This is a genomic window from Burkholderia sp. M6-3 (assembly GCF_050858985.1).
Lineage (GTDB): Bacteria > Pseudomonadota > Gammaproteobacteria > Burkholderiales > Burkholderiaceae > Paraburkholderia > Paraburkholderia caledonica.
Genome location: NZ_CP110091.1, coordinates 1,366,978 through 1,389,244 on the forward strand (window position 1 = coordinate 1,366,978; position 22,267 = coordinate 1,389,244).

The 22,267-nt window shown below is 62.9% G+C and carries 26 protein-coding genes and 1 pseudogene; 17 read left to right on the forward strand and 10 right to left on the reverse strand.

The window, feature by feature from the left end; genetic code table 11:
- Positions 1-189 precede the first annotated feature (189 nt).
- Together OH764_RS23405 and OH764_RS23410 are read left to right on the forward strand one after the other, a co-directional pair.
- Positions 190-543, forward strand: coding sequence for a hypothetical protein (locus OH764_RS23405; protein ID WP_498850999.1), 354 nt, complete (start codon positions 190-192; stop codon positions 541-543).
- A gap of 51 nt (positions 544-594) precedes the next feature.
- Positions 595-1,068, forward strand: a complete 474-nt coding sequence (locus OH764_RS23410; RefSeq protein ID WP_498851000.1) for a universal stress protein — start codon at positions 595-597, stop codon at positions 1,066-1,068.
- Between the two features lie 7 nt (positions 1,069-1,075).
- On the opposite strand, the gene OH764_RS23415 is transcribed toward OH764_RS23410, so the two are convergent.
- The 5 genes from OH764_RS23415 to OH764_RS23435 form a co-directional block, all read right to left on the reverse strand.
- Positions 1,076-1,750 (reverse strand): nitroreductase family protein, encoded by a 675-nt coding sequence (locus OH764_RS23415; RefSeq protein WP_498851001.1) that lies wholly within the window; start codon positions 1,748-1,750, stop codon positions 1,076-1,078.
- Between the two features lie 29 nt (positions 1,751-1,779).
- A complete protein-coding gene (locus tag OH764_RS23420; protein WP_498851002.1) occupies positions 1,780-2,811 on the reverse strand; it encodes an Acg family FMN-binding oxidoreductase in 1,032 nt (343 codons plus the stop codon).
- A gap of 37 nt (positions 2,812-2,848) precedes the next feature.
- Positions 2,849-4,297 (reverse strand): MBL fold metallo-hydrolase RNA specificity domain-containing protein, encoded by a 1,449-nt coding sequence (locus tag OH764_RS23425; protein ID WP_498851003.1) that lies wholly within the window; start codon positions 4,295-4,297, stop codon positions 2,849-2,851.
- A 49-nt stretch (positions 4,298-4,346) separates the two neighbouring features.
- The gene (locus OH764_RS23430) at positions 4,347-4,586 is read right to left on the reverse strand and encodes a hypothetical protein (protein ID WP_498851004.1); all 240 of its coding nucleotides are present in this window, start codon (positions 4,584-4,586) and stop codon (positions 4,347-4,349) included.
- Between the two features lie 257 nt (positions 4,587-4,843).
- The gene (locus OH764_RS23435) at positions 4,844-5,962 is read right to left on the reverse strand and encodes a PAS domain-containing sensor histidine kinase (RefSeq protein ID WP_498851005.1); all 1,119 of its coding nucleotides are present in this window, start codon (positions 5,960-5,962) and stop codon (positions 4,844-4,846) included.
- Between the two features lie 601 nt (positions 5,963-6,563).
- Between OH764_RS23435 and OH764_RS23440 the strand changes: the two genes are divergently transcribed.
- The 3 genes from OH764_RS23440 to OH764_RS23450 all read left to right on the forward strand — a co-directional run bounded on the left by OH764_RS23440 (position 6,564) and on the right by OH764_RS23450 (position 8,069).
- Positions 6,564-6,989, forward strand: a complete 426-nt coding sequence (locus OH764_RS23440) for an Hsp20/alpha crystallin family protein (RefSeq protein WP_408476924.1) — start codon at positions 6,564-6,566, stop codon at positions 6,987-6,989.
- A gap of 91 nt (positions 6,990-7,080) precedes the next feature.
- A complete protein-coding gene (locus tag OH764_RS23445; RefSeq protein ID WP_498851006.1) occupies positions 7,081-7,731 on the forward strand; it encodes a BON domain-containing protein in 651 nt (216 codons plus the stop codon).
- Between the two features lie 92 nt (positions 7,732-7,823).
- Positions 7,824-8,069: a UDP-glucose 4-epimerase gene (locus OH764_RS23450; protein ID WP_408477270.1), complete on the forward strand. Its 246-nt coding sequence runs from the start codon at positions 7,824-7,826 to the stop codon at positions 8,067-8,069.
- A 49-nt stretch (positions 8,070-8,118) separates the two neighbouring features.
- Here the strand turns inward: OH764_RS23450 and adhP are convergent, their stop codons facing one another.
- Positions 8,119-9,144, reverse strand: a complete 1,026-nt coding sequence (adhP, locus tag OH764_RS23455) for a zinc-dependent alcohol dehydrogenase (protein WP_498851007.1) — start codon at positions 9,142-9,144, stop codon at positions 8,119-8,121.
- 244 nt (positions 9,145-9,388) lie between these two features.
- On the opposite strand from adhP, the gene OH764_RS23460 reads away from it, so the two are divergent.
- Positions 9,389-10,078 carry a CBS domain-containing protein gene (locus OH764_RS23460; RefSeq protein WP_498851008.1) on the forward strand — a complete coding sequence of 230 codons (690 nt, stop codon included), beginning with the start codon at positions 9,389-9,391 and terminating at the stop codon, positions 10,076-10,078.
- Between the two features lie 189 nt (positions 10,079-10,267).
- Here OH764_RS23460 and OH764_RS23465 read toward each other — a convergent pair.
- The 4 genes and pseudogenes from OH764_RS23465 to arcD all read right to left on the reverse strand — a co-directional run.
- A pseudogene (locus tag OH764_RS23465) lies at positions 10,268-10,456 on the reverse strand (amino acid kinase family protein); the annotation flags it as partial.
- A gap of 9 nt (positions 10,457-10,465) precedes the next feature.
- Positions 10,466-11,464, reverse strand: coding sequence for an ornithine carbamoyltransferase (argF, locus tag OH764_RS23470; protein ID WP_498851009.1), 999 nt, complete (start codon positions 11,462-11,464; stop codon positions 10,466-10,468).
- A 46-nt stretch (positions 11,465-11,510) separates the two neighbouring features.
- Entirely contained in the window at positions 11,511-12,728 is a 1,218-nt protein-coding gene (locus tag OH764_RS23475) for an arginine deiminase (protein WP_498851010.1), read from the reverse strand.
- Between the two features lie 25 nt (positions 12,729-12,753).
- Complete coding sequence (gene arcD, locus OH764_RS23480) at positions 12,754-14,235, reverse strand: basic amino acid/polyamine antiporter (protein WP_498851011.1); 1,482 nt, start codon at positions 14,233-14,235, stop codon at positions 12,754-12,756.
- Positions 14,236-14,479: 244 nt separating this feature from the next.
- Between arcD and atpD the strand changes: the two genes are divergently transcribed.
- The 11 genes from atpD (at position 14,480) to OH764_RS23535 (ending at position 22,235) form a co-directional block, all read left to right on the forward strand.
- A complete protein-coding gene (atpD, locus tag OH764_RS23485; protein ID WP_498851012.1) occupies positions 14,480-15,961 on the forward strand; it encodes a F0F1 ATP synthase subunit beta in 1,482 nt (493 codons plus the stop codon).
- Positions 15,958-16,416, forward strand: a complete 459-nt coding sequence (locus tag OH764_RS23490; RefSeq protein ID WP_498851013.1) for a F0F1 ATP synthase subunit epsilon — start codon at positions 15,958-15,960, stop codon at positions 16,414-16,416. Before atpD ends, OH764_RS23490 begins: the two co-directional genes overlap by 4 nt.
- The gene (locus tag OH764_RS23495; RefSeq protein ID WP_498851014.1) at positions 16,413-16,730 is read left to right on the forward strand and encodes an AtpZ/AtpI family protein; all 318 of its coding nucleotides are present in this window, start codon (positions 16,413-16,415) and stop codon (positions 16,728-16,730) included. The genes OH764_RS23490 and OH764_RS23495 overlap by 4 nt, the downstream gene beginning before the upstream one ends.
- Entirely contained in the window at positions 16,723-17,034 is a 312-nt protein-coding gene (locus OH764_RS23500; protein ID WP_498851015.1) for an N-ATPase subunit AtpR, read from the forward strand. Before OH764_RS23495 ends, OH764_RS23500 begins: the two co-directional genes overlap by 8 nt.
- Positions 17,031-17,729 (forward strand): FoF1 ATP synthase subunit a, encoded by a 699-nt coding sequence (locus tag OH764_RS23505; protein WP_498851016.1) that lies wholly within the window; start codon positions 17,031-17,033, stop codon positions 17,727-17,729. Before OH764_RS23500 ends, OH764_RS23505 begins: the two co-directional genes overlap by 4 nt.
- Positions 17,722-17,970 (forward strand): F0F1 ATP synthase subunit C, encoded by a 249-nt coding sequence (locus tag OH764_RS23510; RefSeq protein ID WP_013339327.1) that lies wholly within the window; start codon positions 17,722-17,724, stop codon positions 17,968-17,970. The genes OH764_RS23505 and OH764_RS23510 overlap by 8 nt, the downstream gene beginning before the upstream one ends.
- A gap of 9 nt (positions 17,971-17,979) precedes the next feature.
- On the forward strand, positions 17,980-18,729 hold the full coding sequence (locus OH764_RS23515; RefSeq protein WP_498851017.1) for a F0F1 ATP synthase subunit B: 750 nt from the start codon (positions 17,980-17,982) through the stop codon (positions 18,727-18,729).
- Positions 18,707-20,263, forward strand: coding sequence for a F0F1 ATP synthase subunit alpha (locus tag OH764_RS23520; protein ID WP_498851018.1), 1,557 nt, complete (start codon positions 18,707-18,709; stop codon positions 20,261-20,263). Before OH764_RS23515 ends, OH764_RS23520 begins: the two co-directional genes overlap by 23 nt.
- Entirely contained in the window at positions 20,260-21,111 is an 852-nt protein-coding gene (locus OH764_RS23525) for a F0F1 ATP synthase subunit gamma (protein ID WP_498851019.1), read from the forward strand. Before OH764_RS23520 ends, OH764_RS23525 begins: the two co-directional genes overlap by 4 nt.
- 319 nt (positions 21,112-21,430) lie before the next feature.
- Positions 21,431-21,631: a hypothetical protein gene (locus tag OH764_RS23530; protein ID WP_498851020.1), complete on the forward strand. Its 201-nt coding sequence runs from the start codon at positions 21,431-21,433 to the stop codon at positions 21,629-21,631.
- Between the two features lie 127 nt (positions 21,632-21,758).
- Complete coding sequence (locus OH764_RS23535; RefSeq protein WP_498851021.1) at positions 21,759-22,235, forward strand: CreA family protein; 477 nt, start codon at positions 21,759-21,761, stop codon at positions 22,233-22,235.
- Positions 22,236-22,267 lie beyond the last annotated feature (32 nt).

Below are 22,267 nucleotides of genomic sequence, written 5' to 3' on the forward strand. Positions count from 1 at the left end.
ACCCGCGGAGTGGAAATGCGCGTTGCGCTGGATCAACGGGGCGTACGGTGGCGCGGCCCCAATACCTCGTTGACGCAGGTCAACCGTCAGGCATGGATACGCGCCCATGATGGTCTCGTCGACTCAGCGATCCGCGTGGCTTTCGCGGCCGCAGCGGTCGAGAGAAAGTACAGTTCGCGCGGAGGCGGTATGGGAATCGATATGCAGATCGTCTATCTCGGCTTTGCGGGGTCTGCGCAGATCGAGTCTGAGGCGGCCGCGCAACTGGTGCGCCTCGAGCGGTTCGGCAGATGCATCTCGGGGTGCCATCTGGCGCTGGAAGCTATCCGCGAGCGTGCAGGGTACGGCGTACCGGGCGTGCGCCCTGACGTGCCCGACAACGTTTCAGACCAACGCCTGTTCGATGCGCGTCTTGACCTCGTGCTGCGCACCGGAGAACTGGTTCCCATCGAGCATCGGCAAAGCCACGATCCGGATGAAGCGGTGCGAGCAGCCTTCGATGCGGCTGAGCGGTTTTTGGGGCGCCATATTGCTCGCGCCTGACTTGCGAGGCGGGCTCCGGGTGCCAGGACCAACGTTTTTCAGGAGGCGGCTATGTACGCAAATGTTGTGGTGGCGCTAGACGGCAGCCAGGCAGCGAAGCACGCGCTAAGCGAGGCGATTCAATTGACGAAGCTCTCTCGCGGCAAATTGACGGCCGTCTATGTGCTGGATCAGTCGGCCGCTTTTACCTACGCAGGAGCTTGCGATCCGCATCTTCTGACTGACGCCGCACGGCAGGTCGGAATGACGCTGCTGCACGACGCACTGCACCAGATGCATGAACTCAACGTCGTGGGCGACACCGAGATCGTGGAGACACAAGGCTTCGCGGAAGATATTGCGAGCGCGTTGCTGCGCTGCGCGCAACGGCGCGGCGCGGACCTTGTCGTGATGGGCACTCACGGGCGGCGCGGGTTTCGGCGCATGGTGCTTGGCAGCGTTGCCGAGCGCTTCGTTCGCTATACGACATGCCCTGTTCTACTGGTACGCGAGCCCGCAGACGCCGAGCGTCAGGCGCCGCTTTGAGCGATCATCACGGCTCTCGCAAATCGGCTGCATCGAAGTGGCCGACGGTCTGTGCGAGGACCGGCACGCTATCGCGTGACAGGCGCATTTCGGCACCCAAGGTGCTTCGGTTCAGCCAGCTTCTCGCCGCTACCGCCAATCCAGCCGCAGCACAAAATAGATAGACGTTTTGCACAATGGCGCCAGCGCTTGCATAGGCGAACGGCTCGCGTTGAGACGAGGCGATGTCCTGCATGCGCGCGAGGTCGGCGACATACACCAGTTCGACGGGCGCCTCGCCGACAAAATCCTGATAGCCGGTCAACGCACGCAGATCGGCTGCCATCACGAGATCGAGGCCATGCTGTAGCGGATCGTAGAGATACATGCCGCGTGCGAGCGCGACATAAATCTGGATTTCGTGAAGTGCGAGAACGGAAGGCGCCGTGCGTCTGTCGTTTCCTTCGGGATCTTTCCGGTTCACGCCGTTGGCGGCCCACAGCAGTTGTCCAAGCGTTGCGTCGTCAAGCCCGGTTGGTGCAAACCGTCGCGTCGTGCGCCGTTTGGAGAAGGCGTCCATGATGGGCATGCCGCCGCTTGACAGAGGCGGGGGCAAGACGATGCGCGGTGTAGGCTCGCCGTGCACGGGGCGCGCCTGCGTCGCGTTGGGTGTAGTCGTGCCAAGTCTGAAAAAATGCTTCATAGCAGCCTCATCGGACGGGCGTTGGTCCTTCAGGACACGCTTTCTGCAAGCGGTCGGCGCGGTGAATGAGCCGCCGGCTGACCACGTCCGACGCGCAGCAGGACTTGCGGTACAGCGTCCATTTCTAGCGTGGTACGCAGCCGCTCGCGCAGCGTACTTATCTCGGTTGGCTGATTAAGATACGACGCAGTGATGCCGGCGTTCGCCGCGACCAGCAACAGCCGCTCGAGTGCCTGGCCGGCCGCGAGCCACGCAGGCGCGTCGTCCGTCGACGTCCCAAGGCAGATGAGAAGCGGTGACCCCGCGGCGAGCGCATGGTGCGCCGCCGCAAGTCCGCCGCCCAGATCGAACGTGCGAACAACCGAGGCAAGCAGCGGCGCGGCAAGATCAAGCAGCGCAGTCATGCCGTACGACAGGGCAGGCATGCCGTCATCGCGGCGTCGAGGGTGAATCCAGCTCGCCAGTTCCCGGCGAAAGCGCGGGTCGTCGAACTGGATGCGGTCAGCATCGGCGACGAGCTCGGCAAGTTTCTCGCGCAGCGGTGCGCCCAAAGCGCAGGCGGCATCGGCTCCCTCGGCCTCGGCGGCGTCGACGAATTGTTGAAGGAGCCCTGAGGGTAGCGGCTCGTCCCGGAAGATCTCGCGGGTCGTGACACGTTGGCGGATTGCCGGAAAGAGCGGTGCCAGTGCAACATCGCAATGGCCATCGGGAACGATTTGCACATGCGCCAGCACGTCTGGATCGAGACGCGAGGGAAACAGCGTGATAGCGTAAGCGAGCGCGAAGTGACTGAGCGCCACGCGCAGGTTAAAGAGTGCCGCGCCGCAACTGATGATCAGCTCGCGATCGAACGGATCGACCACCGGCAATGCCCGCCGCCGGTCCGCGCAGAGCGTCACGGTGTCGCCGTCGACGATGAAATGCCAGGGCTGCGTGTTGTGGTTTGAAGGCGCCAGCACGGCGTAGCGCAGCGCGAATCGCAGCTTTTCGTGGATGCTCGCGGTGCTGTCCAGCTCATGTTCGTCGACGGACCAGGCGGCCCTCTGCGGCAGTGCGCTCATGTCGTGGTCTCCTGCACGAATTCGTGTCATCACTGTGTCAGGCCGGGCCGTGCGTGGGTTGATCTGGATCAGCCGTCGTGCAGCGGACGACGCCTGCGCACGAGATCGCGGCGAGCTCGTCGGCGGACCCCGGCAGTTCCACCGTTTGAAGGTAGGTCGGCACTTCGCAGAGCCAGTGATAAGTCTCTTCGATGTGACGTCGCATTGCATCGGCGGCGGCCGGCTCGCCGTGCGTGACGAAGGTTCGCTGCGGGGGCTGGCAAATCGGGCGCAGCCAGGACAGCAACTCCGCGTAGTCGGCGTGGGCGGACAGTGACGAGATATTCACCACCGACGCGCGTACCCGAACATACTCGCCGTGGATCTTTATTTCCGGCGCGCCAGCGGCGAGCGCCGCGCCGCGTGTTCCCGCTGCCTGATAGCCGACCAGCGCAATCGTGTTGCGATGATCGGCAGCGAAGGCCTTGAGGTGATGCAGAACCCGTCCGCCCGTCGCCATGCCGCTGCCCGCAATGATGACCATCGGGCCATGCCGCCCCATTATCGCCTTCGATTCGTCGACCGTTCGCACCATCTGCGCGGCGTGGCCGATCGCGTTAGCTTGGGTGGAACTCAAGCGGTGTTCGCCCACGTGATGCCGGTAAAGCTGCGTGACGCTCGTCGCCATGGGACTATCGAGAAACACCGGCACGTTAGCCATCCTGCCGGTTGCCTTGAGTTGTGCGATGTAGTGGAGGATGGATTGCGCCCGGCCGACTGCGAAACAAGGAATGACGACAATGCCGCCGCGCCGGAATGTGTCCGCAAAGACTGTCACGAGTTCGCTGGCGGGATCGGTCTTCGCGTGAAGCCGGTCGCCGTAGGTCGACTCGACCACCAGATAGTCTGCGTGCGCAAGCGGCATTGGCGCGCGCATGATCGGGTCGTCCGGCCGGCCAATGTCGCCCGAAAAGGCAATGACCTTTCCTTCAACGCAGAGCACCGCGCTCGCCGCGCCGAGGATATGTCCAGCCGGCAACAATCGGAACCACGCATGCTCGTTTAACTGCTTGGCGACGTCGAAATCGCGCGCTTCGAGCAGTTCGAGCGCGCGTTCGGCGTCTTCGGCGGTGTAAAGCGGCAGCGCCGGATGATGCTTCGACCGGCCGTGACGGTTTGCGTAGGCAGCTTCTTCTTCCTGCAGTCGCGCGCTGTCGCGCAACATGATTTCGCACAGGTCGCGAGTGCCGCGAGTGCAGTAGACCGGTCCCCGATAGCCCATGCGGGCGAGTACAGGCAGGTAGCCGCAGTGGTCCAGATGCGCATGAGTGAGGATGACGGCGTCCAGCTTGCCCACGTCGACAGGTATTGGATTCCAGTTACGCAGGCGCTGATTTTTGGTGCCTTGAAACAGACCACAGTCGATCAGGATTTGCAGTTCCGCGCCTTGCAGCAGGTACTTGGAACCAGTGACGGTTTCTGCCCCACCGAGAAAGGTCAGTTTCATTCTTCATACCTCGCTGTCGAGCGATGGCCGCACGCGGCCAGGAGTCGTTTCAGCGTATGGAGGCTTGCGCGGTTGCGTCGCTCAGCGCCTGCACGAAGCGTCGAAATGCCTGCAACGAGCCCGCAATGCTTTGATACTTTTGACGGCCAATCTGACCGTCGAGCGTGACGAGCATGCCTGCGTCGCGGGCTAGCGTAAGAATCCGGTTGAAGTCTCCGGCGGCGTCTGGTTCATCGCAGAGCGGGCTCTCAGTGGGCGCATTGGCGGCATGCAAAGCGGCGTTTGACATGATGGTCTCCTCGTGAAGACTGCTGTTCCTGCTGAATTCAGTAAAGGCAATCGGACGAGGCTGATAAATCAGGTCTGGCTGAGACTGCGGTCAGTATTCCTGCACTGGTGTCAGTGTTTCCCTACACTAACGCGCATAACGGATGTCAGGGAAGTACTCGCGTCTCCCCCCACTTTTGGGGCGCGCGAATGGTTTTCGCGCGTTCGCCGGCACCTCATCATGACCTTGCCGATGACGTGTGCTTGCGCAGGCGTCACTCAATCGGGCGGCGCCGCACCCAGACGAATTGCGCTGAGCGGTATGCGCGCGGCGATTCTGAAACCCATGTCGGGGGCGCTGTCGATTGTCAGCGTGCCTCGCAGTTGACGCACCCTCTCGCGCATCCCGAGCAGACCGAACGAGCCGCGGGCAGACGCCTCTTTCACGAGGGCTCCGCGGCCATTGTCTTCAACGCGAAGCTTGCACACATCGGCGTCGGTCGACAGTTCGACAGTCACCTCGCTTGCTTGCGCATGCCGCGCCACATTCGTCAGAGCTTCCTGCACGATGCGGTAGAGCGTGGCGGACGCAAACGGAGTGATGTCAGTATCGTCAATGTCGATGTGCAAACTGACGTTCATATGAAAGCGCTGGGTGAAATCGTCGGCCAACCATTCGAGCGCGGCACCGAGTCCGAGGTCGTCTAGCATCGGTGGCCGGAGATTCGCGGCTATGCGTCGCAGCGAGGCCAACATACTGTCGATCTGACCCTGCAGCGAGCTTGTCGCGCCGGGCATGGTTGCATCCGCGTCGGGCGCTATCTGTTGCTCCAGCGCGGCGATGCCCATTTTGAGCGCGGTGAGCTGCTGACCCAGGTCGTCATGCAGTTCGCGCGCAATGCGCTTTTGTTCGTCCTCGCGTGCCGTCTGCATCTGCGTTGAAACTTCGTCTGCATGCTCGAGTTCGGCGAGCCGCATGCGTTCAGTCATGTCGCGTGTGATTTTGGCGAAACCGAGCAGTGTGCCTGAAGAATCGTGTATCGCCGTGATGGTGACGTCCGCCCAGAATCGGGAGCCGTCGCGCCGCACCCGCCAGCCTTGATCTTCCGCACGACCTTCTGCGGTGGCGAGCGCGAGTTCCCGTCCCGGTTTGTCGGCGGCAATGTCCTCCGGCGTATAGAAGATCGAGAAATGCCGACCAATCACCTCTTCGGGCGTGTAGCCTTTGATCTTGTGCGCACCGCTATTCCAGCTCGCCACGCGCCCGGTCGGATCGAGCATGAAAATCGCATAGTCCTTCACGGCGTCGATCAACAACTCGTAGCGGTCCTCGACCGGTACCTCCGAATCGTTGGCTGCATTCGATCTGCGCTTCCCTCTGCTCCAGTCGAAAATCACCGGCCTCTCCGTTAGTGGCTGCGGACAGCGAACGCTCAAAGAACGATCGGTCACATGCTGCATGAAGGGGAACATTCAGTCTACGCCGACTGCTGGATTTGCTCCCGCCTATCTTCAGCCACGTGCCCACCTGGCGCATGAACGGGGGCGCCAGTTCGTTGCGTAAGAGGCTGATGCGTCCAGCTCTGATTCGTGCGCGCGCTGCGCCAAACGGATACTCGGCGAATTCGCCACAGCGGACATGCTCGTGAATAACGCGGGCGTCAGCCGCATTCGAGCTTTGCGAAGATCACACCAGACAAAACTGGCACGAGGTACATCGCGCCGGCATTCACGGCTGAGCAATGTCGCTCGCGCTGGAGACGGCGCCTCTTCCAGAATGGCTGAGCCTGCCATGCGGCTCCCTTGACGCACGTCAATCGCTGAACCACAGCCGGGTCTAGAGTCATTCCTACAGCGTGCCCCGCATATAGCCCGACATAAGCAAAATGCGACGCATCGGAGCACACTGCAGCGCGCCTTTACGCCTGCGGCATCCGCGCAGGGCCGCGGGCAACGCAATCTGTTTCATTATTTTGTTGACCAGTCCAGGAGCACGACGATGAGCAACTTGACACGATTCGATCCCTTTCCGCTGGAACCGATGTCCGAACTTTTCCAGGGGCTGTTCCGCCCGATGCGCGCTGCGGGTGGCGAACCGCTTGCCGATATCAAGATCGACGTAACCGAGAGCGACAGCGGATACACCGTGAAGGCGGAGTTGCCGGGAGTCGAGAAAAAAGATATCGACGTGAAGATCGACGGTAACCTCGTTTCGATCAGCGCGAAAGTGGAACGCAATCAGGAAATGAAAGAGGGGGAACGGGTGATTCGCCGCGAGCGATATGCGGGCGCGGTCAGCCGTGCATTTTCGTTAGCGAGCGAAGTCGACGAGGGGTCCGCCGCAGCGGAATACAAGGACGGCGTGCTCTCGCTGACTCTGCCGAAGAAGGCGCTGTCTCAGCGCAAGCGTCTGCAGATCAGCTGAGGTGAATCAACGGAGCCGATGTTGCAGTGCTCGCGGCAGGTCAGCACAGCGCGCCTGCGACTGGCGGAGTCAGGTTAACAAGGAGCATGCAATGAAGTCGGACTTCGAATTGAAGCGCCAGGTCGAGGAGGAATTGGCTTGGGATCCCGCAGTCGAGATCACGGACATCGGCGTCGAAGTACGCGACCGTGTCGTGACCTTGTCGGGTCATCCAGCCAGCTATGCGGAAAAGCTCGCGGCGGAAAAAGCCGCGCAGCGTGTGGCCGGCGTAAAAGCCGTGGTCGTCGAGATGAGCATTCGCGTGCCGCACAGTGACGTGCGGACCGACGAGGAAATCGCCAACGCGGTTCGCTCCTTGATGCACTGGACGGTCGGCTTGAGCGAGGAGGCCGTCAAGGTGCAGGTGGAGAAAGGCTGGGTGACATTGCGCGGCGAGGTAGACCGGGCGTATCAGAGCCATGTCGCCACCCGCACCATTTCGCACATGCGCGGCGTCACGGGCGTCTCGAACCTCATCCGGATCGGGGGTGCGGCCGCCGCGCAGGATATCAGTGAGCAGATTGGCAAGGCATTGCAGCGTCACGCTGAACGTGAAGTGAAGCACATCGAGATCAAGGTGCACGAGGGAACGGTCACGCTGACGGGCAAGGTGGACTCCGCCGCCGAGCGCTCTGCCGTGCGCGGTGCTGCGTGGGCAGCGCCGGGTGTGCATGCGGTCGTCGACGACTTGACGGTGGCATAGATGCGCCTCTGCCCGCTTGACCACAGGACCGGTGCCGCTGACGCGTCCCGGTCCATTCAATTTACGGAACTCCGAGTAACGGGGAGCGGTTTATGACGATTTCGGGCAACGTGGGCGACGGCGACTGGTCGGTTGTTGCCACTACACACCGTACGGCGGGCGGGTTCGACTGCTCGATCCAGATCAGCCATCACACGCCGCAAGGCGTGTTCAAACACGAGTTCACACACAGCAGCATCTTTCCGACCGAGCGCGAAGCGATACTCGCGGGTTTGAGCGAGGGGATGGACTGGGTCCGGCTCAAGATGTCGAATACGCTTTCCGTGCGTGCTGGCTAGTGCGGGGTGAGGGCGGACGGAGCTTCGCGCCGCCCGCCACTAGCGCCGCTCAGTCGAGCTTCAGCACGATGCGGCCATCGACCTTACCGTTCTTCAGTTCCGCGAGAACGTGATTGATGTTTTCCAGCCGGTCGAGGTGAATCCGCGCGCGCACGCGACCTTGTGCGGCGAAGTCGAGCGATTCCTGCAAGTCCTTCCGGGTGCCGACAATCGAACCGCGCACAGTAATGCCGTTGAGCACCGTTGAAAAGATCGGCAGTGGAAAATCGCCTGGCGGCAATCCGTTCAGCGCCACGGTGCCGCCACGGCGGACCATGCCCAGCGCTTGTGCGAAAGCGCTGCGTGAGACGGCGGTCACGAGCACACCGTGCGTGCCGCCTATTTCCTTCTGGATTGCGGCTGCGGGGTCGCACTCGAGAGCGTTGAATGTCAGCTCCGCGCCAAGCTCGCGTGCGAGAGCCAGTTTATCGTCCGCGATGTCGACTGCCGCAACACGCAGGCCCATCGCGATCGCATACTGAACCGCAACGTGGCCGAGTCCGCCGATTCCGGAGATCGTGATCCATTGGCCGGGCCGCGTATCTGTCACGCGAATGCCTTTGTACACGGTCACGCCGGCACACAGAATGGGCGCGATTTGTTCGAACGGGACAGACGCGGGCAAATGCCCCACATAGTTCGGATCGGCCAGCACATATTCGGCGTAAGCACCGTTGACCGAGTAGCCGGTGTTCTGCTGCCCGTGGCACAGCGTTTCCCATCCGCCGAGGCAATGCTCGCAGTGACCGCACGCCGTGTAGAGCCATGGCACGCCGACGCGATCGCCTTCCTTGAAATGGGTGACGCCGTCGCCGACGGCCGCGACGTACCCGACGCCTTCGTGGCCGGGAATGAACGGCAGTGCGGGCTTGACCGGCCAGTCGCCGTCGGCGGCGTGCAGGTCCGTATGACAGACGCCCGATGCCTTCACATTGACGAGGATCTTTCCGCGCTCCGGCTTCGGGACGGGAACTTCCTCGATGCGCAGGGGCGCACCGAATTCGTGAACGACAGCGGCTTTCATAAGTTGGGCCATGAACTTTCTCCTCATGATGGTTACGTAGCGTCCAGTATCGGCTTCATGTATCCAACGAAATTGACCTCGGTCATTCAACTGTGAAGAAGCGCTGTCGCTCGCAAGCCTCGCAGAGATGATCCACGTCAAGCGGGAGGCGCACGTGCAGGCCTAATCTGACACTGGACAGGGGCTTGCCGGCGTTACGGATTTACAGGTGCCGTCGAGCCCCGAATTGAACGACTTAACCTTGAGGAGGCTTCCCATGCGCGCATCTGATGTCATGACCACCAACGTGATTTCGGTCACGCCCGACATGACCATCCGTCAGGTCGCCAAAGTTTTTGTCCATAACGGCATCAGCGGCGCGCCGGTGCTGGATACGGACGGCAGCATCGCCGGCATGATCAGCGAGGGCGATCTGCTTCGCCGCTGCGAGATCGGAACCGACGAGCGCAAGCGCACGTCGTGGCTCAATGTCTGGTCCGCGAGTCACGAGGCGCGCGACTACGTCAAGACCCATGCGGTCAAGGTGAGCGACGTGATGACCACAGAGGTGGTGACCGTGCAGCCCGACACGCCGCTAGGCGAGGTTGCTGGCATTCTCGAGGCACAGCACATCAAACGTGTGCCCGTGACGAAAGCCGGACGGGTGGTCGGAATCGTTAGTCGTGCCAATCTGGTGCAGGCGCTCGCGAGCGTGCCAGATGAGCCGGTGTCGGACGCGACACTCTCGGATGCCGAAATCCGCGCCGTCCTGATGGGCGAACTGGCAGGGCGCAAATGGGGCTTTGCTGGCCGCAATATTGTGGTGACGGACGGCGTCGTGCATCTATGGGGCGTCTTCCAGTCGGCGGAGGCAGTGGATGCCGTTCGCGTTGCGGCGCAAAACATACCCGGCGTCAAGCATGTCGAGGATCACACCGAGCCGTATCAAATGATACCGGGCGTCTAATAGGCGGCGGGCAAGCCGGGGGCGGTCCGGCACACAGCGCCAGGAGCGTCATGACCCGGGTTATCCCCGGACAATGGCTCCGGTGGAAAGCGGGAGCTTCGACAGGCTGTACGGCATCGCCGGCCGGTGCCGCGATGCCTTTGAGCGATGGACCATGCTCGCACTCCCGCCACGAGTGGCCGAGATGCAGGAGGCGATCGCCGCCGCGAGCAGTCCGACCTGAGGACCGTTGCCGTGAGCGATGACCAGCTCGTTGTGATCCGCGAGGTTCGCTATCTGCGTCGCTGCGCGGCGGATATTGACGATCTGGTGCGCCGTCGTCATGGGTTCGCCGCGGCGAAGCAGCGCGTTGCCGCCCAGCGCTACCAGAATGCGCATGTGGGGCACTTAGGCAAGGGTCGCTACAAGCACGGCCTTGATCGTGTGCATGCGGTTTTCGGCTTGGGAAAAGACGATCGATGCGTTCGACTCGAACACTTCTTCGCTGACCTCGAGTTCCGACAGGCCGAAGCGCTCGTGAATCATGCGTCCTGTTTCTGTTTCCAGGTTGTGATACGCCGGCAGGCAATGCATGAAGCGTGTGCGCGGCTTGCCCGTTGCTTTCATCAGCCTGGCGTTGACCTGATAGGGCAGCAGCAAGTCGATGCGCGGACCCCACGCCTCGACCGGCTCACCCATCGAGACCCAGACGTCGGTATAGAGGAAATCGGCCCCGCTCACGGCCTCATACGGGTCCTCGATGATCGTCACCCTGGCGCCCGTGCGTTCGGCGAGTTGCCGCATCTGCTGGACCAGTTCATCGTGCGGCCACAGTTCGCGCGGCGCGGCGATGCGCACGTCCATGCCCATCTGCACGCCGCCGATCAGCAGAGAGTTACCCATGTTGAAACGCGCATCGCCAAGGTAGCAGAACGACAGTTCGTGAAGAGGCTTTTCTCCGAATTCACGCATGGTAAGCAGATCGGCGAGCACCTGTGTAGGGTGGAACTCGTCGGTCAACCCATTCCACACCGGGACGTGCGAATACGTCGCGAGATCTTCCACCACGCTTTGGTGAAAGCCGCGATATTCGATGCCGTCATAAAGGCGCCCAAGCACGCGCGCGGTGTCCTTGAGCGACTCCTTACGACCGAGCTGCGAACTGGAGGAGTCAATGTAGGTGACGTGACCGCCCTGGTCGTGCACCGCGACCTCGAATGCGCAGCGCGTACGCGTCGAGGTCTTTTCGAAGATCAATGCTACGTTCTTGCCGCTTAACCGTGGTACTTCGTTGCCGGCGTATTTTGCACGCTTGAGTTCTGCGGCAAGGTCGAGCAGAAAGCGGATGTCGCGTGGGGTGAAGTCCTGCATGTTCAACAGGCTGCGATTGCGTAGATTGAATGCCATGCGCAAGTTCTCCAGAAACGTTGCGAAATGAGGTTCCAGCTTTGTGTCAGACAGGCGCGCGTTCGATGGGGCAGGTCATGCAGTGGCCGCCGCCACGGCCCCGGCCCAGTTCGGCACTTGGAATCGTGATGACTTCCACGCCCGCCTTGCGCAGTAGCGTGTTGGTGTACACATTGCGGTTGTATGCAGCGACCACGCCCGGTGCGAGCGCGATTACGTTGTTGCCGTCGTCCCATTGCTCGCGCTCGGACTCCCATGAGTCTCCGCCCGTGGCGACGGTGCGCAATGTAGCGATGCCGAGCGCTTTGGCCACGACCTCCAGAAACGGTGCGTTTTCGGGGCGCACGTCGAGCTGTTCAGGACGTTGCCCAGGGCGCAGGCTCGTGCAGCGGATCGCATCGACGACTTCGGGGAAAATCGTCACCAGATCGCGATCGCAGAACGTGAACACAGTGTCGAGATGCATCGCACCTCGTGAGCGCGGCAGTTGTGCGGCGATGACCTGTTTGACCGATTCGCGAGCGAACAATGCGCGCGCAAGCTGTGCCACGCCTTGCGGCGAAGTTCGCTCGCCCATGCCGATCAGTACGACGTCGGGCGACAGCGGCATCACGTCGCCACCTTCGATCGTCGCACCGCCGTGGTCCACGTCAGGACCGCCCCACCAGATGCGCGTGCCGCCGCTGAAAAGCGGATGAAAGCGGTAGATCGCCGCACTCAACAGCGTCTCCTCGCGTCGCGCAGGCCAGTACATCGAACCGAGCACGAGACCGTCGTTGATCCAGCAACTACTGTCGCGCGTGAAAAGCGTGTTGGGTAGTGGCGCAAGGATGAAGCCAGACGGCCGCGTGCATTGTGCGAGGAGGCCATCGGGCTCGAATGGCAGTTCCGCGCGTACGATTCCGCCGATCAGCCGCTCGGCCAGTTCCACGGCCGGCATCTCATCGAGCCAGATCTTCAGTTGAGAAGCGAGTTCCGCATCGACCGTGCCCGGCGCCAGCTTGCGCTCGAGTACCCACGCGCGCGCTTCGCGTCCGCGCAGGATGTCAGCGAGCAGGTCGTGCATGTCGAACACTTCGACGCCGTGCTCCTGCATGGTGCTGACGAACGCGTAATGATCAGTCTTTGCCTGCGAGACCCAGAGCACGTCGTCGAACAGCAGGTCGTGGCAATTAGCGGGAGTCAGGCGGGACTGCGCAAGGCCCGGGCGGCAGACCATCACTTTGCGCAGCTCGCCGATTTCAGAATAGACGCCGAGTGTCATTGTAGTTTTCCTGAAGATTGTTCGATCACAAGCCGAGCGCGCCTGTTGCCAGCAGCCATCCTGCTACGGCTGCAAGCATCAGGAGCGCGGCGAGGATCGCCAGTTCGAACGGTTTAAAAAGACGCGCGCCGCGTTCGCGTTTGGCCCATCCATACAGGAGCACGCCGGGGGCGTAGAGCACGGCCGAGAGCAGCAGATACTTCGGCCCGGCCGCATACAGCAGCCAGCAGCAATAGACGGTTGCGGCGGCCCCAATCAGCAGGTCGCGAGTCCGCGCACCTTCTCCTTGTGCGTAACCTTCACCGCGCATGGCAATGCGGGTCGCGTAGACTGCGGAGAACAGATAGGGAACGAGGATCATCGACGTCGCAAGCGAGATCAGCGCCAGATACGTCGCGTTCGAGACGAGCGTGATGACGAGGAACAGTTGCACCAGTCCGTTGGTGACCCAAAGCGCGTTGGCGGGTACGCCACGACTGTTCGAGCGCGCGAGGAACTCCGGCATGACGCCGCCGTTCGCGGGGGTGAAGAGCGTTTCGGCTGCCAGCAGCGTCCATGCGAGCAATGCTCCGCCCACCGACACCAGCAAACCGAGACTGATGAACACCGCGCCCCAGGCGCCGACCGCTTTTTCCAGCACGCCGGCCATCGACGGGTTTTTCATCGCGGCGAGTTCGCCTTGCGGGACGATGCCAAGCGACAGCAGAGACACCGCCATCAGCAGAAGCAGAACGACGGTGAAGCCGATCAGGGTTGCACGCCCGACATCTTCGCGCCGCTGCGCGCGGGCCGAGAACACGTTGGCGCCTTCAATGCCGATAAACACCCATACCGTGATAAGCATGGTGCTCTTGACCTGCGTGAACACGCTGCCGAGCTTTGCATTGCCCCAGACATCCTGCGCGATGACGTGGCTTCGGAAAGCCAGTGCGGCGAGCACGATGAACAGCAGGAGCGGAATCACCTTGGCGACCGTGGTGATGGCGTTCAGCAAGGCTGCGCTTCGCACGCCGCGCAGGATCACGGCGTGCATGACCCACAGCACGATCGACGCCCCCAGCACCGCGGCAGATGTGTTGCCGTCGCCGAATACGGGAAAGAAGTAGCCGAGGGTGCCGAACACGATCACCAGATAGCCCACATTGCCGATCCACGCGCTAACCCAGTAGCCCCACGCCGAGTTGAAGCCGACGAAATCGCCGGCGCTCGCTTGCGCATAGGCGTAGATGCCGTTGTCGAGTTGCGGCTTGCGCGTGGTCAGCGTCTGATAGACAAACGCGAGCATCAGCATGCCTGCGCCGGTGATGAGCCACCCAATCAGCACTGCGGCGGCGCCCGCGCCGGTGGCCATGTTCTGCGGCAGGGAAAACACGCCGCTGCCGATCATCGAACCGATGACGAGCGCGGTGAGCAAGCCGAGCCGCAACTGCTTTACCGCAACGCTGCCAGCATGCTCGGCCGGCCCGGAGGCAGACGATGCCGGTAATGAACCTGTCAGGTTTTTCATGACGGACCTCACTCCTTTTCTCGGATAAGAGGATTAGGACATCGCGGAGGGCCTCGTCGATTGATCTGGATCACTCGGGCCCGAGTGTGCCCCGCCGTTGGAGCAACCTCGGCAGCTCGAATCTGAAGGGTCGTGACTGCGCGGGAGTTTGTGAGACCTATCGATGAAACAGTTGATGAAGATCAGTTCGTGCGGGTGCCACGGCGATATCTTCTGACTGTTCATGACCGTCCGAGGGACCGGTATGCCGACTCATGCAGACCATGCAGCGTCACCGCCAGCGAACAACGCGACCACTCGCGAAGGCTACGTCGTCGCCGTGCGTGGGGCGATCGTCGACGTTGCATTCGGCGGCGCGCCCCTGCCTGCGGTCGGAGAGGCGCTCGTCGTCACGCCCGGCGATCTCGCGCCAGTGCTCGCAGAAGTGGAGGCGCATCTGAGCGAGACGACGGTCCGCGCGCTGGCGTTGCAAACCACTGCGGGTTTGCGGCGTGGCACGCGAGTCGAGGCGTCCGGCGGTGCCATCGAAGCGCCGGTTGGCGAGGCAGTGCTCGGCAGGCTTATCGACGTGACGGGCAGGGCGTGTGACGGCGGGGAAGCGCTGCCGTCGCAGATCGAACGGCGTCCGATTCATCGCGCGGCGCCTCCGCTTCGATCGCAGAAGGGCACTACCACACTGTTCTCGACCGGCATCAAGGTGATCGATCTGCTTACGCCGCTCGCCCAAGGAGGAAAGGCCGCGATGTTCGGCGGCGCCGGAGTCGGCAAGACAGTGTTGGTCATGGAGCTGATTCACGCGATGGTCGAGCGCTACGAAGGAATCTCGGTTTTCGCCGGCATCGGCGAGCGTTCGCGCGAAGGGCACGAGATGCTGCTCGACATGCGCACCTCGGGCGTACTGGCGCGCACCGTACTTGTGTACGGGCAGATGAACGAGCCCCCGGGCGCGCGTTGGCGCGTTCCCTTCACCGCATTGACGATAGCCGAATACTTCCGCGACGAACGACGTCAAAACGTCCTGCTGCTGATGGACAACGTTTTTCGCTTCGTGCAGGCGGGCGCGGAAGTTTCCGGTCTGCTCGGACGCATGCCCTCACGAGTGGGCTATCAGCCTACGCTTGCGAGTGAAGTTGCGCAGTTGCAGGAGCGCATCGTGTCCGTGGGCGGTGTGTCCGTCAGCGCGATAGAGGCGGTGTACGTGCCCGCCGACGACTTCACCGATCCGGCCGTGACCGCGATTGCCGCACACCTCGACAGCAATGTCGTGCTGTCACGCGCAATGGCAGCCGAAGGCATGTATCCCGCTGTCGATCCGATCGCGTCGTCGTCGATTCTTCTCGATCCGCTGGTGGTAGGCGAAGAACACGCGGCGGTCGCTACCGATGTGCGCCGCGTCATCGAGCATTACCGCGAACTGCAGGATGTGATCTCGCTCCTCGGCATCGAGGAGCTGGGCGCGGAAGACCGCATGCTGGTCGGCCGCGCGCGGCGCCTGCAGCGTTTTCTCACGCAGCCCTTTGCAGTCACGGAGGCTTTCACGGGCGTGCCCGGCCGTTCGGTCGCGCTTGCCGACACGATTGCTGGATGCAAGGCGATTCTTGCTGGCGAATGCGACACCTGGCAGGAAAGCTCGCTCTACATGGTCGGCACGCTGGATGAAGCGCGCGGCAAGGAAGAGGCTGCGACACAACAGGCCGCCTCTGCCACAACGGAGCAATCGGCATGAACGCCAACACATTACGGCTGACAATCGCCACGCCTTCGCGTGTGTGGTTCGACGGCGTCGAGATAGTTTCGCTGCGCGCGGAAGACGCAAGCGGTGCGTTCGGCATCCGCGCTGGCCATGCGGACTTCGTCACGCAACTCACGCCGTCGGTGGTCCGCTGGAGCGGCCCGGACAACGTGGCGCGCTACTGCGCGCTGAGTGGCGGGGTCCTGCTCGTGTCGGGCGGCAAGCACGTGTCCATCGCTTGCCGTGAAGCGATTCCGGGCGACGCGCTGGAAGACCTCGCGGCGATCGTTCGGAGCCGCCACGCCGCCGACGAAGAAGCGCTGCGGCGCGCGCGCGTCGACGAATTGCGCCTTCATGCGCGAGCGGTGCGTCAGATACTGCGTTACCTGCGGCCGCGGGCCGACGCAGGCGGCGCTCTGTCAACCGGTCCGGGCGGGTCGCTGCAATGATTGAGCATCGCCGCGAGGAGCGGCATTCCCCCGAAGACAGGCTCGCCAAGGCGGCGCAGGACGCCGCAGGGCGCGCAGCACGCGCACGCGAGGTACCGGAACCGTCGCTTGGCAGCCGGCTCGGCCAGATCGGCATTCTAGGGTGGGCAATCGTCCTGCCGACATTGCTTGGGCTCGCCGCCGGACGCTGGCTCGACCGCATCTTCGGCACCGGGGTGTTTTTTTCCGCGCCACTGCTGATGGCGGGGGCGGCGCTCGGCTTCTGGTCGGCGTGGAAATGGATGCATCGCGAACAAGGGGAACGCCGTGATTAGTACGCTGAACATCTGGAACATGCCGTCACCTTCGCTCGCCATCCAGGCCGCGGTTGGGCTCGCGGCAGGCCTCGCGGCAGGGGCGTGGCATTTCCTGTCGTTGAAATGGAACTGGCCGTTGTTCTCAGCAGGAAAATTTGCCGCGGCACTTGGACTGCAGTGTGCACGCATCGCGCTGACTTGCGCGTTGCTGCTGCTTCTCGCACGAGTCGGCGTGCCGGCATTGCTTGCCGGAATGGCGGGCGTGCTGTCGGCGCGCCGCATGATTGTGCAGCGTCACAGCGATTGCAAAGGCGTGTCATGACCGAGTCCCCGCTTACCGTCTCGCCGCTTTTACAGGTCGGCCCGGTCGTGATCACCGAACCGGTGCTCGCGACGTGGGCGATCATGGCCGTCGTGACGATCATTTCAGTCGTGGTGAGCCGAAGACTCTCGCTTGCACCCGGCAAGATGCAGACCGCGCTCGAACTGCTCGTGGACACGATCGACCAGCAGATTCGCGACACCATGCAAGCAGAGCCGGGTCCTTATCGCGCGCTCATCGGTACGTTATTCGTTTTCGTGCTGATCGCGAACTGGTGCGCGCTCGTTCCAGGCGTGACGCCGCCTACCGCACGCCTGGAGACCGATGCCGCGCTCGCGCTGGTAGTGCTCGGCGCCGCCGTCTTCCACGGCATTCGCAGCCGGGGCCTCGCCGGCTATCTGGCGTCGTTCGCCGAACCTAGCTGGGTCATGATTCCGCTCAACGTGGTGGAGCAGATCACGCGGACGTTTTCGCTTGTGGTGCGCCTGTTCGGCAACGTAATGAGCGGTGTGTTCGTGATCGGCATTGTGTTGTCGCTCGCGGGGTTGCTCGTGCCGATTCCGTTGATGGCGCTCGATCTGCTGACAGGCGCCGTTCAGGCCTACATCTTCGCTGTTCTCTCAATGGTCTTTATCGGCGCCGCGATAGGCGAGCCGCAACCCGCTACCGTCAAAAAGGCAAAGGCTCATGAATAATCTTGTTCAGATTGTCAGCATCGTCGCGGCAGCGCTTGCCGTCTCATTCGGCGCGATTGGGCCGGCCATTGCCGAAGGCCGCGCGGTCGCCGCAGCGATGGATGCGATCGCGCGTCAGCCGGATTCCGCAGGCACGGTGTCGCGAACCTTGTTCGTCGGTCTCGCAATGATCGAGACCATGGCAATCTATTGCCTCGTGATTGCGCTGTTGCTGTTGTTCGCCAATCCGTTTGCGAAGTAGGCGGGCGCCATGCGAATCGACTGGTGGACCCTCGCGTTGCAAACTATTAATGCATTGGTATTGATATGGCTGCTGGCGCGCTTCCTGTTCCGCCCGGTCGCGAACATGATCGCCGAGCGCCAGAACACGGCGCGGGCCCTGATCGCCGATGCCGGCGCGGCAAAGACAGCGGCGATTCATGAGCGCGACGACGCAGCTCGCGAAAGGCAGCGGATCGTCGCGGCCCGCGACGACGCGACGAAGGCGGTAGCCGCGGAGGTCGCGGCGCAGAAGCAGGCTCTTCTGAGCGCCGCGCAAGCCGATGTCGAGGCGTTGCGGGCCGCGGCGCGAGAGGAAGCGGCGGCTGCGCGCGCGCTCGAAGACAAACTGGCTGCCGAACGGGCGACGCGGTTAGCCGTCGACATCGCCGCGAAGCTGCTCGAAAGGCTCCCCGAAAGCATCCGCGTCACGGCCTTTATCGAAGGTCTTGCGGAGGGAATAGGACGGCTTCCGCAGCCGGCGCGCGCGGGGCTTGGAGAAGACGGCGCAGCGCCTGTGCTCGCTGCGCCGCGCGCGTTGAGTTCGCAAGAACAGGATCAGTGCCGTGCGATGCTCGCCGCCTGCCTGCGGAAGGACCTGCCGCTTCGCTTCGAGGTCGACCCGAAACTTATCGCCGGCCTCGAACTAAGGTCGCCGCACGCCGTCGTCAGCAACAGCTTCGGCGCCGAACTTGTCAGGATCAGGGAGGCGCTGCTCGATGACAGCCATGCTTCCCGCTGACTCGTGCGACGACACGTGGCTCGCGACGCAGCGCGCCGCGCTCGCGCGCGCGGTGACAGGCCCATACGCCGATACACTGGGACGCGTCGAACGTATCGGCGACGGCATCGCTTTTGTCTCGGGACTGACCGATGCGGCGCTCAATGAGCTGGTGCATTTCGATAACGGTGCGAGCGGCTTTGTTCATACACTCGAAGCCGGGCTCATGAGCGTAGTGCTACTGGACAATGCCGCCACGGTGGAAGCCGGCACGTCGGTGACTCGCACGGGCGCGGTCCTCGAGGTTCCGGTAGGCGAGGGATTGCTCGGCCGTGTGATTGATCCGCTCGGCCGGCCGCTCGACCGTGACGAACCCGTGAGGGCCGCTGGTCGCATGCCGGTGGAGCGGGCGGCGCCCGCTATCGTAGATCGCGATCTGGTTAGCGAGCCTGTCGAGACCGGGGTGCTGATCGTCGACGCGCTTTTCGCCATCGGTCGGGGGCAGCGGGAGCTGATTATCGGCGACCGGGCCACTGGCAAAAGTGCATTGGCGCTCGATGCGATCGTCAACCAGAAGCACTCGGACATGATTTGCGTCTACGTGGCAATAGGCCAGCGTTCGACCGCTGTGCAGCGAGTGATCGAAGCCGTGCATCGCTATGGCGCTCCCGAACGCTGCGTCTTCGTCGTCGCCGCCGCGGCGTCGGCGGCGGGATTGCAGTGGATCGCGCCGTTTGCGGGCTTCACGATAGCTGAATACTTCAGGGACCGCGGACAGCATGCGCTGGTCGTCATCGATGATCTGACCAAGCACGCCGCGACGCACCGCGAGCTGGCGCTGCTGACACGCGAGCCGCCGGGCCGTGAAGCCTATCCGGGCGACATCTTTTACGTTCATGCGCGATTGCTGGAGCGCGCGGCAAAACTGTCGCCGAGACTTGGCGGTGGTTCGCTGACGGCGTTGCCCATTGCGGAAACCGACATGGGCAACCTGTCCGCGTACATTCCGACCAATCTGATCTCGATTACGGATGGCCAGATCGTGCTGGACGCCGCACTCTTCGCGGCAAATCAGCGCCCGGCCGTCGACGTCGGCTTGAGCGTCAGCCGGGTCGGGGGCAAGGCCCAGCATCGCGCGTTGCGCGGCGTGTCGGGTCGGCTGCGGCTCGATTACGCGCAGTTTCTCGAACTCGAGATGTTCAGCCGGTTTGGAGGCCTGACGGACGCGCATGTCGCCGGCAAGATTGCTCGGGGCGAACGCATTCGGGCCTTGATTGCGCAACCTCGATTCGCGCCGCTCTCGACGCTCGACGAAATAGCGTTGCTTGCGGCGCTTGCGGAGGGCGTGTTCGACGCAGTGCCGCCGTCGATCGCGGCGCAAGTGCGCGCACATCTTGCCGCCCGGCTGTCGGGCGCGCGACTTGAAGAGGCCTACGATGACGCGTCGTTCGACGTGGCAGCTCAGACGAGACTCGTCGCGGCGGTACGCGACATCGTGCAGCGTCTCTCTCGGAGCAGCAGTCCCGGTCCAACCGGAACCCGGAGCGAGCAATGAGCGGGAAGCTGGCTGGAATCGAAGCGCGCAGCGCGACAGCGCGTCAGCTGGACGCGGTGATAGGTGCGATGCGCGGCATCGCGGCAGCCCGCTCGCGCGAGGCGCAACGGCGGCTGCCCGGCATACGTTCCTCGGCGGCAACCGTGGGCGCCGCGATTGGCGCGGTGCTCGGGCATGGAACACCTGAACCGCCGCTCCGGTCACCGTCGGATCTCCGCGCACGGATCGTCATCGCCCTCTGTTCGGAGCAGGGCTTCGTCGGCGCGTTCAATGAGCGGATTCTTGACTATGCGCAGAACTGCACCGACCACGCGCGATCCGAGTTGATGCTGGTCGGCACGCGCGGCGAGTTGCTCGCCAACGAGCGTCGCTGTCCAGTGGTCTGGCGTTCACCCGCGGCTTCCCACGCAGACGACGTCCTGTCGCTCGCGGGCCGCATCACCGATGCGCTCTACCAGCGTCTCGCCAGCCGCGCAATCGAGGATGTGTCGCTGGTGCACGCGCTGCCGGGCGTCGCGCAGACGGACGAGATCGTCGAGCACCGCCTGATCCCGCTCGACTTTTCACGTTTTCGTACGGTCGGACACGGCCTGCCGCCGCTGTTGAACCTATCCGCCGAGCGTCTGCTTGCGGGGCTGGTCGAATCATATGTTTTCGTCGAAATATGTGAAGCATTGATGCTCTCGTTCGCAGCTGAAAACGAAGCGAGGATGCGCGCGATGCTGGCCGCGCGTGCAAACGTGCGGGACACGCTCGAAGAATTGACGCAAAGCTATCGCCGGGTTCGCCAGGACGAAATCACCGAGGACATCGTGGAGCTGGCAGCAGGCGCGGCAGAGGCGCAGTAGGGCCGCGACGGCTGATGCCGCAACCCTGATTCGAATCAACTGCGCCGGAGCAACTGCAGGTGGTTTGCAAGGACGATGGACCAAGTCGCCCACGTCGGGCACCCCAGTCTGGCCGCTCCGACGCTGTGAGCAGCAGGAGGAACTTGGGCTCATGCAGCACCTCCGTGAGAGCACCTCCAGAGCGTTGCAGCCAGGTGCGCCGCGCTGTCGAATCGACGATGTTCAGGCCGAAGCGAGCCCACTGAGCTGCCACGCCGCCAAAGTCGGTAGAGCGCCCGGCTGCACAGGCCTAACCATGGGTGCGTCCGGATCGGATTGCATGAGTTTGCCGCTTGCTCCTGCTGGCGCCGTGCGCCGCTCACCAACGACCCATAGCAGCACAGCCTCTGCAGACTCGCGGCGCGCCATGCGTGGCCGCATCTTCCCAGAAAAAGCGCAATTCATTCGCGCCGCGAGGTGGCACGACGATCTTTCTGGTTTGAGCAAGATTTTCCCGACTAAATCGCCATTTTCAGAATGACGCGGAGGCGGCCTATGAGCGTTGACTTGCATCAAGCGGCTCACTCTCCAGTGGCATAGCCTGAAGTCAGCTGACTATCGCGCTGCCGCGCGAGCAGAGATGCGGCGATGGAGAACAAGGAGGCGGGATGAAACAACGGATTCGCGGAGGACTAGGCATCGGAGCGGCGCTGTTGATGTTTTCGTCGCCTGCGGCGCTAGCGGGCGATCTGGCATCGATCGAGACTCACAGTCAGCGTTATGGAGACCACGTCGCCATTTCCGCCTACGACGATCCTCTCGTGAAAGGCGTCACGTGCTATGTCACGGAATCGCATTCGGATGGTGCCTTCGGAGGTGGGCGGATGGCACGCACCGCGGATCTCTCGGCGTCGTGTCATCAGACTGGCAATCTGGAAGTTGCGGCTGCAGTTCCCGCCCAGGCAACAGTGTTTACGGCGCAACACAGTCCGATTTTCGGATCGCTTCACGTATTCCGAGTGGTCGACGTTGAGCGACACGCGCTCGTCTACTTCACTTACTCGGAAGACGAGACCGCTGGAGATTTGCCCGGCCGCTTGTACGTGATCCGATTACCGGCGAATCTCAAGATGCCGACGAGATAGCGCATTTCGAACGAGGCCGTGGTCTGAATCCG